We start from the raw sequence: 12,677 nt of genomic DNA on the forward strand, positions 1-12,677 counted from the left end.
CGGTCATACACGCTGCGGTTTCAGAATCGGCTCTTGGCAATCCGGTAATGGCGATTATAGCGCCCAGCGGCCGGAAAAGACCGGCTTCTCAGGAGATGATTTATGAACCACGCCGACCTTTCGGACAGCGTCGCAACGTCGCTCGGTCTCTCGAAGGCCGAGGGCAAGAAGGCCGTCGAGGCGGTGTTCGCCGCAATCGCCGACGCGGCCGCCAAGGGAGAAGAGGTTTCGGTCAGCGGCTTCGGCAAGTTCAAGGTTTCGACGTCGGCCGCGCGCGAGGGTCGCAACCCTGCAACGGGTGCGACCATGCAGATCGCAGCAAAGACGAAGCTCGGTTTCTCGGCCGCCAAGGCGGTCAAGGATCGCCTCAACGGCTGAGCCGGTGGTCCCGCTGGCTACCCGGCGGGACGGCCGCGCGGCGGCGCTGCGGAGCGCGGCTGCTGATGAGCGTGCTCTGGCCTCGCGGGCTCGGGCAGGGGTCGCGCTTCACTCGGGCCGCGCGAGCGAACTTGGGCTCGCTATCCTTGCGGGGCGGCCGCCCTTGGCCCGCATCGCACGCCGCCCCGCGGCGGGCTCGCCAAGAGCACGTCATCTGGCCCTTCGGGCCGCGCCCGCTTCGCGGACCTAAGGGACGGAAAGGGAGGGCGGGGCAACATCGGGGCCGCTCGGGCATTGTCTGGATAGCAAAGGAGCTTCCAGCATGGCCGACACCAGATTATCCGACCGCCGCATCCTTATCATGGCAACCGACGGGTTCGAACAGTCCGAACTCGAAGTGCCGCTCGAGCGTCTCGAGGCGGCCGGCGCCGACGTCGACATCGCCTCGATCGGCACGGACGACATCACCGGCTGGGACAAGGACGATTGGGGCGGTGAGGTCGAGGTCGATCTCAAGATCGCCGATGTCCATGTCGACAATTATGATGCTCTCGTCCTCCCGGGCGGCCAGATCAACCCCGATCTTCTCCGCGTCGAGCCCGACGCGATCGCGCTCATCAAGGCGTTCGCCGCGGCGGGCAAGCCAGTGGCGGCAATTTGCCATGCACCTTGGTTGCTCGTCGAAGCGGGGCTTGCGAAGGGCCGCCGGCTCGCCACCTACAAGTCGATCCGCACCGACGTCGCCAACGCCGGCGCCGAGGTGGTCGACGAGGCGGTGGTCGTCGCCGGCAATATCATCACCAGCCGCTGCCCCGACGACCTCCCGGCCTTTTGCGACGCGATCGTGGCGGCGCTGAGCGAGGCCGGTGCGCCGGCTTGACCGGGCCAGTCGCTCGCCGCTTTCGGCAAGCGCAACCCCGCGCCATAGCGGAGCGTCTCGCTTTCATGGCAAAAATTGGAGATGCACGATGAGCGATCACAGCAGTCGCGATGACGGGACGCAAACAGGCCCGGGAGAACAGATACGACCGAAAAGGGACACAAAGGACCGCGACCCGGGCTCGCCCGGCAGCGGCCGCGCTGGCGGACGGCCCACCGAGGACGATATCGCTAAGCGGGCCGATAAGGACGGCGCACGCCACAGCGGAGGTGCAAAATGAGCGAGTTTCGAAAGGTTCGCGAGGTTCCGACCGAAGTCACGAAGAACCCCAATGTCTCGACCGAAAATCAGCCCGAAGGCTCGGCCCGTCGGCCGAGCGATACGCTCGACCGCTTACCCGCTCGGGATTCCCAAAGCGGCGGCGGCATTCCGGAGAATTACAATCCCGCGAGCGGCACGCGCATCAGCGGGGAAAAAGACACGCGCGGGGGCCGCGAGGGCGAAGGAGCGTCGCGGCATGATGCTGACATGGCGGGCAATGGAGAGATATGGGATCAGCGCGGAACGCTGACTCTCGCACATGACGAGAGCGACGGTTCCGAAGTTCCTCCGCTTCGGGAAGAACTCCCGGCGCCGCGCCCGCTGCGCGAGATTCTCGCGCGGTTCGCGGCGGCACCCGTGGCCGAGCGCGAGCGTTACAGCCTGATCCTCGAGAGCGGGCAGGCATTTTCATCCGATGATATCAGCGCGATGCTCGGCCGGGATGATTCCCCATTCCGCTGAAAGGCTTTTGTCTGGAGTTACTATGCAGGATGAACCCATTGTAGAGGCGGAGTCCGCATTGCGAGCAGCTATGCTGGCGGGCGATATCACGGCGCTCGACGCGTTGCTCGACGACGGCCTCTGTTTCACCGATCAGGCGGGCAATCGCCTGTCGAAGGCCGACGATCTCGCCGCGCATCGCTCGCGACGGCTTGAGCTCAAGACGATCGATCTTGTCGGTCCGACCGACATTCGCCGCTGGGGTGATTGCGCGACCGTTTGCGTGGCAGTCGATCTCGCCGGTTTTTTCGATCGCGAAAGCTTCTTCGGCCGCTTCGCCTATTCGCGGGTCTGGCACGAGCGCGATGGCCGCTGGCGCGTCGTTCTCGCGCATTGCTCGCCGCTTCCGGCCACGGGTTGACCCGGCTGCAACCTCAAGTCCCCGGGGGCGTTTGTTCGGCAAAGGAGTGATGTCATGGCAGACGACAAAAATGAAGTGGGCGCGGCGGACCGCAGCCGGATCAGTCTCGGCGAAGACTATGAAGTCCGCGACTGGATCGCCTCGCTCGGTGTGAGCGAGCAGGAGCTGCGCGAGGCGGTGGGCGCCGTCGGCAATTCCGCCGACGCAGTGCGCGCCTATCTGAAAAAGACGTGACGATGGCGAGCGAGTTCGACCGCGCGATGACCTCGCCACTCGAGCGCGTGGCGCGCGTGCTCGCGGGTCATGCACTGAGTCGTAATGCCGAGGGCGATATGCCGTCGGCCGCCGATGCGGTCGATGCGCTCTGGGGCGAGTATAGCGACGCGGCGCTCGCCGTGCTTCATACCCTCCGCGAGCCGAGCGCGGCGATGCTCGCCGTCGGCGATGCCGGTATTTGGGACCGTATGATCCATGCCGCGATCGAGGAAGAGACGATTTCGGATTGACGTGCGAGCGGCCTGAACGGAGGAGTTTGGATGGCGAATGGTTGGGCGCGTGACGGCGCCGTACAGGAGCAGATCGACGACACGGTTGCCGACGCGGTAAAGCTTGCGCGGCTTCGGCTCGCCGTGGGCATCGGCACCGAATTTTGCGAAGACTGCGGCGAGCGCATTCCGGAAGCGCGGCGCAAGGCCCTCCCGGCAAGCCGGACGTGCGTGCGCTGCCAGTCGGTCCGCGACGCTCAACGGCGGCAAGCCGGGATCAACCGCCGCGGCAGCAAGGACAGCCAGCTTCGCTGACGGTGCGGAGACGCCGCCTGATTTTCTAGCGATGGGGGTGAGGATGGCGACCGACTATAAGCGCGGGCGACGCGACGGGCTTCGGCTCGCGCTTGCCATCCTCTCCGCCGAGGAAGAAAAATGGGAGGCGCTGCTTGGCGGGAGCCGGGCCTGGCGAACGAACAGGGATCGCGAGGTTCGGCACAAGGCGCTCCAGGTCGCGCAGAAGCGACTCCAAACCGCGCTGAACAAGCTCGCTCTCTTCGATCGCGAGGCATCCGATGCCGAGCTCGCGGTCGCACTCGCCAAGATCGGGCTGTAACGGACTTCGGCACGCTTTGTCGCAAAGCCGCGTTTGCCGCGATGGACGGGGCAACTACTGGGTGGCTGGCTCGTTGCTTTGTGAGACGCCGGTTATGGGGCCGGCCCGCTCCCCGAAAGGAATGCTCATGTTCGATAACAAGAATATCGCAACGCTGAACTCCCTCATCGCGACCACGCTCGACAGCGTCGATGGCTATCGCAAGGCGGCCGACGAGGCCAATGCCGCGAAGTTCAGGGAGATTTTCCTGAGTCGTGCCACCGAGCGGCAGACCGTCGTCACCGACTTCCAGGCGAAGGTGCGCGAGCTCGGCGGCAATCCCGAAGATGACGGAACGGTGCTTGCCTCGGCGCATCGCGCCTTTCTCGGCCTTCGCGACAAGCTCACCGGCGCGCGCGACGATGACGCGGTGATCGCGGAGGCCGAACGCGGCGAAGATCATATCAAGTCGAAATTCGAGAGCGCACTCGGCGACACCGATCTCGACCCCGCCGTTCGTCAGTTCATAGAAACAGGCTACGCCTCGGTTCGCGCGGGCCACGACCAGATGTCGGCGCTAAAGCATGGGCTGGACGCTAGCTGATCGTTTACGACAGCTAGTTCACTTGTCGACGGCCCCGGATCACAGGGGCCGTCTACCATACACGCGACATTGGAGGGCCGAGCGTGTGGGTGAAGAAAAAACTCAGCGCGACGACGATGCTGTTCACTTTCGGCGCCGTATGCCGGCTTCGTGCTGCTCGAACTGGAACCGGGTGTTCTCGGCGGTCGTGGCATGGGGCGATCGCTGAAGCCAGGTCGCAAACCGTGCGACATCGCGAAGATTGTTACGCTGCGTCTCCCGCCCGAATCTGCGGATCGACATGTCGTCGATCAGGCGCTGGCGTAGCGGACTGATCGGGCCAATCTGAATAAACTCGTTCATCGTTCGACTCCTCAGGAAAAGGAGTCGAGAGGCGCTGCCTGCGGCAGCCAACGTGCACTCAGGCGCCGCGCTCGCCGGGGCGCTCTCCATCGCCCCTAGCGCCCTCGGTCGATCCCGTAATGATTACCGTCGTGCCCGCCAATCCCGGCGGTCATGCTCCAAAACCTCCATCAATTGTGAGGAGCGCGCCCGTGATAAAACCTGCCTCCTCTCCCGTCAGATAGGCGACCAGCGAAGCAATTTCTTCAGGTTTTCCATGGCGCTTGATCGCCATGAAACTGTGCATCAATTCGGCCATCGGACCGTCGGCAGGGTTCATATCGGTGTCGATCGGCCCCGGCTGGATGACGTTGACGGTGATGTCGCGCTCGCCGAAATCGCGTGCAAGTCCGCGCACCATGCCCTGCAAGGCCGACTTGGTCAGCGCATAGGCCGCGCCACCGGCAAAGGGCATGCGGTCGCCGTTCACCGAACCGATGACAATGATTCGGCCTCCGTCGGGCATTTTTCGTGCCGAGTCGACGGCCGCGTGATAGGGGGCTCGAACGTTGAGATCGATCATGTGGTCGACAGCGACCGGATCGAGATCGTGGGGATGGCCCATGACAAGCGCCCCCGCATTGACGACGAGTATGTCGAGCGGCGGCGTTGCGTCAATCAGGCGCCGCAGACTCTCTCTTTGCGAGGCATCGGAGAGCACAGCCAAGGCCCCGGTTTGCGATGCCACCGCCGTCGCGGCTTCGGCCGACCCAGCATAGGTGAAAGTGACGTGAAGCCCATCGGAGACCAGCCTGCGGACGATCGCAGCGCCGATCCCCCGGCTGCCTCCCACGACCAGGGCAGATTTTGCGGCTTGTGCAGACATGACGCTTGTCCTTTTCTGACGAGATTGCGCGAGGCTGCCATCGGCGAAGCCCGAAGCCTTGCAAAAAACTCTGAGTTTTTGTGCGAGAGTGTCGGCCCGGCGGCTCGATGACGAAAATTGCGTGCGGGCAGGGGCGCACAGCGAAACGCAACAATTTTTAACGGCTCTTTTCTTGCAGCCCTCGATTTCCCCGCGAATGATCGCAACACGCATTCAACTGGTCGAGGGGGAAGCCCCAGTGAAAGATGTGACGGTACTTCTTCAAGGACACGACGGCCGACGCTTCGATGCTACGGTTCTCGGCCAATTGCGGCTTGCGGCGGCCTCCGCATTTCGAGATCCGGGGGCGACGCACCGACGTCTCGAAGACCTAATCGCCAGACTGGCTACGCCGATGTCGACCGTCGACCGTCATGGGGCGGGTCCGATCGCAAGTGGGCTTGCGCCTTGGCAAGCCAAGCGCGTGCGTGATCTTGTCGAACGCGACCTGGACCGCGCGTTGAGTGTCAAGCATCTGGCGGACACTGCACGCTTGAGCGAAAGCTACTTCTTTCGAGCCTTTCGTGGTTCGTTTGGAATGGCGCCGCACTCGTTCATCATGCTGCGCCGCGTCGAGCGCGCAAAGGAGTATCTGCGATCGGGCCAGGAGCCGATTGCGCAGATCGCGCTTTCGTGCGGCTTCTGCGACCAGGCGCACCTGTCCCGCGCATTTTCGAGGCATTTCGGAATATCGCCCAGCGCTTGGCGCAGACAGCACGGGCATGCCGTAACGTTCAGTCCCGCTTCCGCTTAAGCCTTACCTCAAGGTCCAGGCGAGTCGGACGTCTGCATTGATGCTGTTGTCAGGGAAGCGCGAAAGGGTGGGGGCCAATATAGCCGCCGCTCGTGCATCCTGGCCGTTTGCAAGGTGTAATCGCGCCAGACTGTTACGCGCCCGCACTTGCCAGGCGACAGCGCCCTGCGACTCCGCCACTCGTAGAGCTGTAACCATGAGTGCTTCTGCTTGTTCACGCTCATCCTGCTTTCCCTGCGCCAGACGTTCGCCTGCGGCGCGGTGATGCTCGGCTGCCATCCAGTGATCGCATCTCCCTGCCATTCTCTTCAGATCATCGCTTCGGTGAAACGCGCAGTGCAGGCTCGTCGCGTTGTCCGCCCGCCAGTCGGGACCATATGAGGTATCGACGCTTCGATTTCCGTAAGAGCCGCCGCTTTGCGCGAGCAATTCTAGGGCGACATCCCATTGCCGCATCTGCACATGCCATCCGGGCGCGCTATGCTCGCGAGCAAGATTCCTTACTGCGTCGATTTCCTTCTGCGCCTCGGCAATATTTCCCGACCAAAGCGCAAGGGGCAGGATCGAAGTGTAATACACGTAGTACAGCGTCGGCGCATCAGGAGCGAGCCTTTGTGCCTTTCTGGCGAGCGTCATGCCCTCTTCAAATTCGCTGACTGCCCATTTTGCCCGAGCAAGGATTGTGAGTGTGGCTGCCGCATGGCCGCCCCCGCGCAAGGATAAACTGTCAAGGAATTCGTTGAAATCAGTCATCGCCTTTTCGGCGACAGCGATGGAAGCGTCGAACTGCCCGGACCAGCAACTGGCCGCACACTGCAGACGGTAGAAATTCTGAATCAGATCCCGGTCCCCCAGCTTTTTGGCCAGTAATCCCATTTCTTCGACATAGCCGCGCATCGCCGCCGTGTCCGAATATCCTGAGGCAGCATGCGCCAAGGACCAAAGAGCCTCGATTTGCGCCGAGACCGCGCCCGATTTGCGCCCGAGTTCAAGCGCTCGTTTCGCACTCGCCGTCATCTTGTTCAGACCGACCAGATAGCGTTCGGCTCCATAAACCGCGAGCACTTGGTTATAAAAGTGGCGAACTGCCAGTTCCTTGCGGATCGATGCCGGGCTTTCATTCTCGGCGATCGAGGCGAATGTCTCTTCGGCTCGGTCGCCAAACTCATGCGTGACATTCAGCCTCGAGCACATTTCCAAGGATTGGTGTAGGAGCTCGAGCGCCAGAATTCCGTCCCCGTTCTCCAGCGCATAGTCGTGCGCCGCGCGCCAGTCATCGACTATAGTTCGATATCGCGACAGGGTTTCGTGCGGGTCCTGCATTGCCTTGATGGCCGCAAGGCGATTTCCGACATTCAGCGCGTGCTTCCGGGAAATTCCGTCTAGGTCGTTCGTCGCTTTGAGTTTCTGTAGGGCGAAGAGTCGCGTGCTTTCCAGATATCGAAAAGTCGCGGGATCGCCGCTTGTGTCGGCCACGAGAAACGACTTGCTGACCAGCTTGTCGACAACCCCCTCGAGCGCAACGCCCATCATGTCGTCGTCGCCTGCGACATCGCGCAAATCGCGCATCGACGCGGAATTCCGAAAGACGCCGATGCGAGCAAAAACTGCCGCTTCGAGAGGCGACAGCAGGTCATATCCCCATTCGAGCGCCGCCTCGAGCGTGCGGTGTCGGGGTATCGCGGTGCGTTTGCCTCGGCTCAGCAGGCTGAAGCGATCGTCCAAACGCCGCGCCAGCTCTCCCACTGTCATCGTTCCACAGTTCGCGGCCGCGAGTTGAATTGCCAGTGGAATGCCATCGAGCCGCTGACATATTTCCGCGATCAGCGACGCGTTGCCGTCGTCGATCTGCAGCGCCTGGCCCTGGGCGCGCGCGCGTTGTGCGAAAAGTTCGATCCCCGGAAATACCAGCGCTTCGCGCGCGGCTATTCGTTGTCCGATCGGACCGCAATCGAGAGGGTTGAGCACAAATACCTGCTCACCATGGAGGTCAAGAGCTTCGCGGCTGGTCGCCAGAACGGTGACCTTGGCGGTTTCGTGTCCGATTGCCTCTACGATCGCGGCGGAGCCGTCGACGACCTGCTCGCAATTGTCGAGGACGATCAGGATTGTCCTGTCGCGCAGGACGCGGATCAAGTCGGTGGCGAGGTCTTGCGGCGCACCGGCGAGCTCAAGCGCGGCATGGACCTTCTGCACGACCTGCGATGATACAAAGGTCGAGGCCAGGTCAACGAAGACCCAGTCTCGGCCGACCTTCGCCCATTCGGCCGCCGCGGCCAGCGCGAGCGAGGTTTTGCCGATACCGGCCGCACCCGTTATCGTGACAATTCGGTGGGTCGTCAAAAGATGCGCAAGCTCGATCACCTCATGCTTTCGGCCGATCAACGGCTCAAGCAGCCGCGGCCGATAGAGCGTGGATTCTTCGACGGTTTCGTCGGGCGCGGGGCTGACAGTGTCGCGAATGACGAGCAAATAGCCCTCGCGAGGAACGGTCTTGATCGCGACGCCCCCATCCTGCGCTTCCAGAACCTTTCGGATCGCCGCAATCTGGACCCGAAGATTGACCTCTTCAACCAGCTGCCCGGGCCAGCCCGCGGCAATCAGGTCGGCTGTGGGGACCACTTCGCCGCAGCGCTCCGCCAAAGCGGCCAAGATTTTGCAAGCCTTGGCACCCAGGACGATTCGCCGCTGGTCGCGAAACAGCTCGAGCGCCCGACGATCCAGGAAAAACGAGCCGATCTGCATGGCGGCTTCGGGCATCGCGCGCGCAACTCCTTCGAGGAACCGACCGCTTATATTCCCGGCAACTCCCGAGTCTCCACATTTATCCGTGAGGCGGGGGCTGGAGCATCGTCGGCTGCCGACGAGGCGATACGCCACCTCCGTGTGGCTTGCCTGGCGTGTGGCGCGACCTGCTTGTCCGGGCGCCGCCGACGCTCTGCAATGAACGGGCGTGGCTACAAATCGATATGCAGATGCAAATCGAAGAGAGGCGTCCAATACGCGCGGGACGGCAAAATGCATTCCATCGAACATTGACGAGGAGAGAGGAATGAACCGGCGCGAGATCGCCGTTGCATCCATCGCTGGATCCTTTGCGGCGCTCAGTCGCCTTGGCTGAAGCGCCTCTGGCAAAATCCCCCACAACCAGGGAGTCATATCATGCGAAAAGCCGCAGCAGCCCTTATCGGATTGGCACTTTTCCTGGCGTCTCCGGCGATCGCCCAGGTGCAGCCATTTCCGCGCAATTTCAAAGCCGAGGAGATCAGCACCAATGGGGCGGTCATCCATGTCCGCGTGGGCGGTCACGGGCCAGCGGTTGTGCTGCTGCACGGCTTCGGAGAAACCGGCGACATGTGGGCGCCGCTAGCGCAGTCGCTCATGGATCGCTTCACGGTCATCGTTCCCGACCTTCGCGGAATGGGACTTTCGAACCATCCCGCTGGCGGGTACGACAAGAAAACCCAGGCTGCGGACATTGCGGGAGTCCTCGACCGCTTGCGTGTCGACAAATTCGCGCTGGTCACACACGATATCGGTAACATGGTCGGTTTTGCCCTCGCGGCGCAACGGCAGGACAGGGTTACGCGGTTTGTCCTCATGGACGCGCCGATACCGGGTGTGGGCCCGTGGGATGAGATTCTGAAAAATCCGCTGCTCTGGCACTTTCGCTTCGGCGGACCGGATATGGAGCGGCTCGTCGCGGGTCGCGAACGAATTTACCTCGATCGGTTCTGGAACGATTTTTCCGCTGATCCCAGTCGATTCGACGACGCCTCGCGCGCGCACTATGCGGCACTCTATGCCCGTCCCGGGGCAATGCATTCGGGCTTCGCTCAATTTGCCGCATTCGATCAGGACGCTGCCGACAATCGATCCTGGCTGGCGGCAGGAAACAGACTTTCGATGCCTCTGCTCGCGATCGGGGGCGAGCAATCGTTCGGTCCGCAAATGGCGGGCGTCATGAAATTCGCGGCATCACACGTCAGCGGCGCGGTCGTCCCTGCCTCGGGGCACTGGCTGATGGAAGAACAGCCTGAAAAGACGATTTCTCTGATTTCCGCTTTCCTGGATGAAGGAAAATGAGCCGCCCCGCTGGAGAGGTTGCACGGAGCTTGACCGCCATTGCGCTCTTGCTGCTCCTGGGCGCGAACAGCGGTACGGCCGTACCTCAGGAGAAATTGCTTCGTCTCAATCCTGAAGAAATCAATGCCCTTGAAGATCAGGGGCCGGGCGCGGGAACCTCCGGAGTGCGGGGAATTCGCAGCGTGATCCTGTCCGGCGACCCGGCCAGGGATGGTCCCTACACCATCGAAGTCGTGGTGCCTCCCCACACGCGTATTGCGGCACACAGCCATCGCGATGACCGGTCGGCTGTGGTCGTCTCCGGGACTTGGTACCTGGGCTACGGCGTTCGCCCCGAGGAGGCGGAGTTCAAACAACTGACCGCCGGCAGCTTCTACACCGAACCTGCGGGCACCCCCCACTTCGCGATGACCAAGGACCAAGGCGCCGTCGTCTATATTTCCGGCTTTGGGCCGTCGAGCACCGATGACGTGCGTGTCGACGCCGTGGCCGAACCATAGCCGCGTCAGTCGCATACGACTGGCTCTGAGGGACCCCGTCTAAATTCCCATCTGAAAGGAAAAATCATGGCTTCGGCAAAGATCATCCGCGATCCGCAGAACGATCACATGCTTACGCCGCAAAATGCGGCACTGGTCATCATCGATTATCAGCCGGTGCAGGTCGGATCGATCGTAACGATGAACAAGCGGCTCTTGATCGACAATATAGTTGCCGTCGCGCGCTTGGCTAAGCTCTACGCTTTGCCTGTGGTGCTCTCGACCGTGAATGTCGAAACCGGCCTCAATTCTCCGACAATCCACCAGATCACGGACGTGCTTGACGAGGTTTCCCCAATAGATCGCACCGCGATCAACGCATGGGAGGACACCGATTTCGTAGCCGCGGTAAAAGTCACCGGAAGGACAAAACTAATCATGGCCGCCCTCTGGACCGAGGTGTGCCTCGTCTTTCCGGCGATCGATGCGCTGCGGGAGGGCTTCGAGATATTCGCGGTCATCGACGCGGTCGGGGGCACATCCGAAGAGGCCCATCGCGCCGGCATCCAGCGCATCGTCCAGGCGGGCGGCGTCCCTATAAGCTGGGTCCAGCTTGCATGTGAACTACAGCGCGACTGGAACCGGACCGAAACGGCTCAGGAGTTCGCGGCGATCGCTCTGGCCGAGGTCGGTCACTAACCCGGCTACTCGGGCTTTGATCAAGGGACATTCCAATGCAGGCGCGTGAAGAAGAGCATTGGTTGACGACGCCAGGCGGGATACGGATTCTGACACGCCATTGGCGCTCCATGGACCCGCCCAAAGCGGCCTTGGTGATCTGTCCCGGATTCAACTCGCATAGCGGCCAATATCGGCGCGCTGCGAGCGACCTCGTCCGTCACGATATGGCAGTGACGGCGGTAGATCTCCGGGGGCGCGGACTATCGGACGGAGAGCGCTTCTATGTCGAAGCAATCGAGGATTATGTCGCCGATCTCTCGCTTGCAGTGGACCTTGCGAAATCAAGGGATCCCGACTTGCCGATCTTTCTGTTGGGTCACAGCGCCGGCGGCGTGACGGCGGTCAGCTACGCTATCGATCATCAGGGGGGCGTCGATGGTCTGATCTGCGAGAGCTTCGCTTACCGCGTCTATGCGCCGAACGTCGTGCTCACCGCTCTCAAAGGCTTAAGTTACCTCGCTCCGCACCTACGCATCCTCAAGCTGAAGATGGCCGATTTCTCTCGCGATCCCGAGCGGGTGGCACTGCTGGAGTCAGATCCACTGACAAAGTCTGAGGTTCAGCCATTGCGAACCGTCGCCGCGCTGGCGCGCGCGAGCGAGCGACTCACGCGAGAATTTGAACAAATTACTTTGCCGCTCCTGATTTTGCATGGGACCGCGGACAAGGCGACGAGGCCGGAAGGAAGCGAAATATTCTTTGCTCGCGCGGGAAGCCGTGACAAAAAAATTATCCTGTACGACAGCTATTATCACGATCCGCTGAATGACCTTGGGAGGGAACGCATCATTGTCGACATCGCGAACTGGGTGGAGCAGCGCGCGGCCAAACACGCTGCGTCGCTTCGAAACTGAGAACATCAGGATAGCCCCTCATGCGAGCTAAGACGGCTTCGCAATGTCCCACACCGCGCGGACCGATGTCTTCACCGTAAAGCCCGATTGCTCCAAGCCTAATTGGCGGTGTGCTGGAAACTCGGCCGGTCGCTGTGCGGCTTCAAACCCGGCCCGATGGTTTTGAGGATCAGATCTTGCGGCGCTTACCCTCGAAACCGTCCTTCACGTCCGCAATCCAAGCGACGATTTCGCGCTCGCTCCATCGAGAGGCGAAAGGGGACAGTTTATAGGGTTTGGGAAAACGGCCTTGTTGAATCAAGGCGTAGATCATGGTCTTTCCAAGTCCTACCCGCCGACAAACCTCGGGCAGCTTCAAGAAGCGTTCTGGCTGATTCCAATTTTCCGGCATG

Annotated in this window: 18 protein-coding genes; 14 read left to right on the plus strand and 4 right to left on the minus strand. The window is 61.9% G+C overall.

Translation table 11 applies throughout. The features are described 5' to 3' along the window. Positions 1-102 precede the first annotated feature (102 nt). From OJI97_RS16960 to OJI97_RS17000, 9 genes are all read left to right on the plus strand, one after another. The gene (locus OJI97_RS16960; protein ID WP_297665445.1) at positions 103-378 is read left to right on the plus strand and encodes an HU family DNA-binding protein; all 276 of its coding nucleotides are present in this window, start codon (positions 103-105) and stop codon (positions 376-378) included. 322 nt (positions 379-700) lie between these two features. Continuing rightward, a complete protein-coding gene (locus tag OJI97_RS16965; RefSeq protein WP_297665447.1) occupies positions 701-1,258 on the plus strand; it encodes a type 1 glutamine amidotransferase domain-containing protein in 558 nt (185 codons plus the stop codon). Positions 1,259-1,534: 276 nt separating this feature from the next. Continuing rightward, on the plus strand, positions 1,535-2,041 hold the full coding sequence (locus tag OJI97_RS16970) for a hypothetical protein (protein WP_297665449.1): 507 nt from the start codon (positions 1,535-1,537) through the stop codon (positions 2,039-2,041). Between the two features lie 22 nt (positions 2,042-2,063). Then, positions 2,064-2,441 (plus strand): nuclear transport factor 2 family protein, encoded by a 378-nt coding sequence (locus tag OJI97_RS16975; RefSeq protein ID WP_297665451.1) that lies wholly within the window; start codon positions 2,064-2,066, stop codon positions 2,439-2,441. Positions 2,442-2,495: 54 nt separating this feature from the next. Next, the gene (locus OJI97_RS16980) at positions 2,496-2,675 is read left to right on the plus strand and encodes a DUF3606 domain-containing protein (RefSeq protein ID WP_297665452.1); all 180 of its coding nucleotides are present in this window, start codon (positions 2,496-2,498) and stop codon (positions 2,673-2,675) included. Between the two features lie 2 nt (positions 2,676-2,677). Then, positions 2,678-2,947 (plus strand): hypothetical protein, encoded by a 270-nt coding sequence (locus tag OJI97_RS16985; protein WP_297665454.1) that lies wholly within the window; start codon positions 2,678-2,680, stop codon positions 2,945-2,947. 30 nt (positions 2,948-2,977) lie between these two features. Continuing rightward, positions 2,978-3,241: a DksA/TraR family C4-type zinc finger protein gene (locus OJI97_RS16990; RefSeq protein WP_297665456.1), complete on the plus strand. Its 264-nt coding sequence runs from the start codon at positions 2,978-2,980 to the stop codon at positions 3,239-3,241. 43 nt (positions 3,242-3,284) lie between these two features. Next, the gene (locus tag OJI97_RS16995) at positions 3,285-3,542 is read left to right on the plus strand and encodes a hypothetical protein (RefSeq protein WP_297665458.1); all 258 of its coding nucleotides are present in this window, start codon (positions 3,285-3,287) and stop codon (positions 3,540-3,542) included. 127 nt (positions 3,543-3,669) lie between these two features. Beyond that, positions 3,670-4,125, plus strand: coding sequence for a PA2169 family four-helix-bundle protein (locus OJI97_RS17000; protein ID WP_297665460.1), 456 nt, complete (start codon positions 3,670-3,672; stop codon positions 4,123-4,125). A gap of 123 nt (positions 4,126-4,248) precedes the next feature. Here OJI97_RS17000 and OJI97_RS17005 read toward each other — a convergent pair whose 3' ends face one another. Both OJI97_RS17005 and bdcA read right to left on the minus strand, forming a co-directional pair. Beyond that, positions 4,249-4,467: a hypothetical protein gene (locus tag OJI97_RS17005; protein ID WP_297665462.1), complete on the minus strand. Its 219-nt coding sequence runs from the start codon at positions 4,465-4,467 to the stop codon at positions 4,249-4,251. A gap of 151 nt (positions 4,468-4,618) precedes the next feature. Continuing rightward, positions 4,619-5,332 carry an SDR family oxidoreductase gene (gene bdcA, locus OJI97_RS17010; RefSeq protein ID WP_297665464.1) on the minus strand — a complete coding sequence of 238 codons (714 nt, stop codon included), beginning with the start codon at positions 5,330-5,332 and terminating at the stop codon, positions 4,619-4,621. 88 nt (positions 5,333-5,420) lie between these two features. Between bdcA and OJI97_RS17015 the strand changes: the two genes are divergently transcribed. Further along, positions 5,421-6,125 carry a helix-turn-helix domain-containing protein gene (locus OJI97_RS17015; RefSeq protein ID WP_297665466.1) on the plus strand — a complete coding sequence of 235 codons (705 nt, stop codon included), beginning with the start codon at positions 5,421-5,423 and terminating at the stop codon, positions 6,123-6,125. A 3-nt stretch (positions 6,126-6,128) separates the two neighbouring features. Here the strand turns inward: OJI97_RS17015 and OJI97_RS17020 are convergent, their stop codons facing one another. Continuing rightward, positions 6,129-8,885 (minus strand): winged helix-turn-helix domain-containing protein, encoded by a 2,757-nt coding sequence (locus OJI97_RS17020; protein ID WP_297665467.1) that lies wholly within the window; start codon positions 8,883-8,885, stop codon positions 6,129-6,131. A gap of 402 nt (positions 8,886-9,287) precedes the next feature. Here OJI97_RS17020 and OJI97_RS17025 point away from each other — a divergent pair, with 402 nt between their 5' ends. The 4 genes from OJI97_RS17025 (at position 9,288) to OJI97_RS17040 (ending at position 12,285) form a co-directional block, all read left to right on the plus strand. Further along, on the plus strand, positions 9,288-10,211 hold the full coding sequence (locus tag OJI97_RS17025) for an alpha/beta hydrolase (RefSeq protein WP_297665469.1): 924 nt from the start codon (positions 9,288-9,290) through the stop codon (positions 10,209-10,211). A gap of 29 nt (positions 10,212-10,240) precedes the next feature. Beyond that, positions 10,241-10,711 carry a cupin domain-containing protein gene (locus OJI97_RS17030; protein WP_297665471.1) on the plus strand — a complete coding sequence of 157 codons (471 nt, stop codon included), beginning with the start codon at positions 10,241-10,243 and terminating at the stop codon, positions 10,709-10,711. Between the two features lie 66 nt (positions 10,712-10,777). After that, entirely contained in the window at positions 10,778-11,389 is a 612-nt protein-coding gene (locus OJI97_RS17035) for an isochorismatase family protein (RefSeq protein WP_297665473.1), read from the plus strand. Positions 11,390-11,424: 35 nt separating this feature from the next. Next, positions 11,425-12,285 carry an alpha/beta hydrolase gene (locus tag OJI97_RS17040; protein ID WP_297665475.1) on the plus strand — a complete coding sequence of 287 codons (861 nt, stop codon included), beginning with the start codon at positions 11,425-11,427 and terminating at the stop codon, positions 12,283-12,285. 169 nt (positions 12,286-12,454) lie between these two features. Here OJI97_RS17040 and OJI97_RS17045 read toward each other — a convergent pair whose 3' ends face one another. Further along, positions 12,455-12,676: an AlpA family transcriptional regulator gene (locus OJI97_RS17045; RefSeq protein ID WP_297665477.1), complete on the minus strand. Its 222-nt coding sequence runs from the start codon at positions 12,674-12,676 to the stop codon at positions 12,455-12,457. Position 12,677 lies beyond the last annotated feature (1 nt).

Origin of the sequence: Sphingopyxis sp., from assembly GCF_025869345.1 — a bacterium.
Lineage (GTDB): Bacteria > Pseudomonadota > Alphaproteobacteria > Sphingomonadales > Sphingomonadaceae > Sphingopyxis.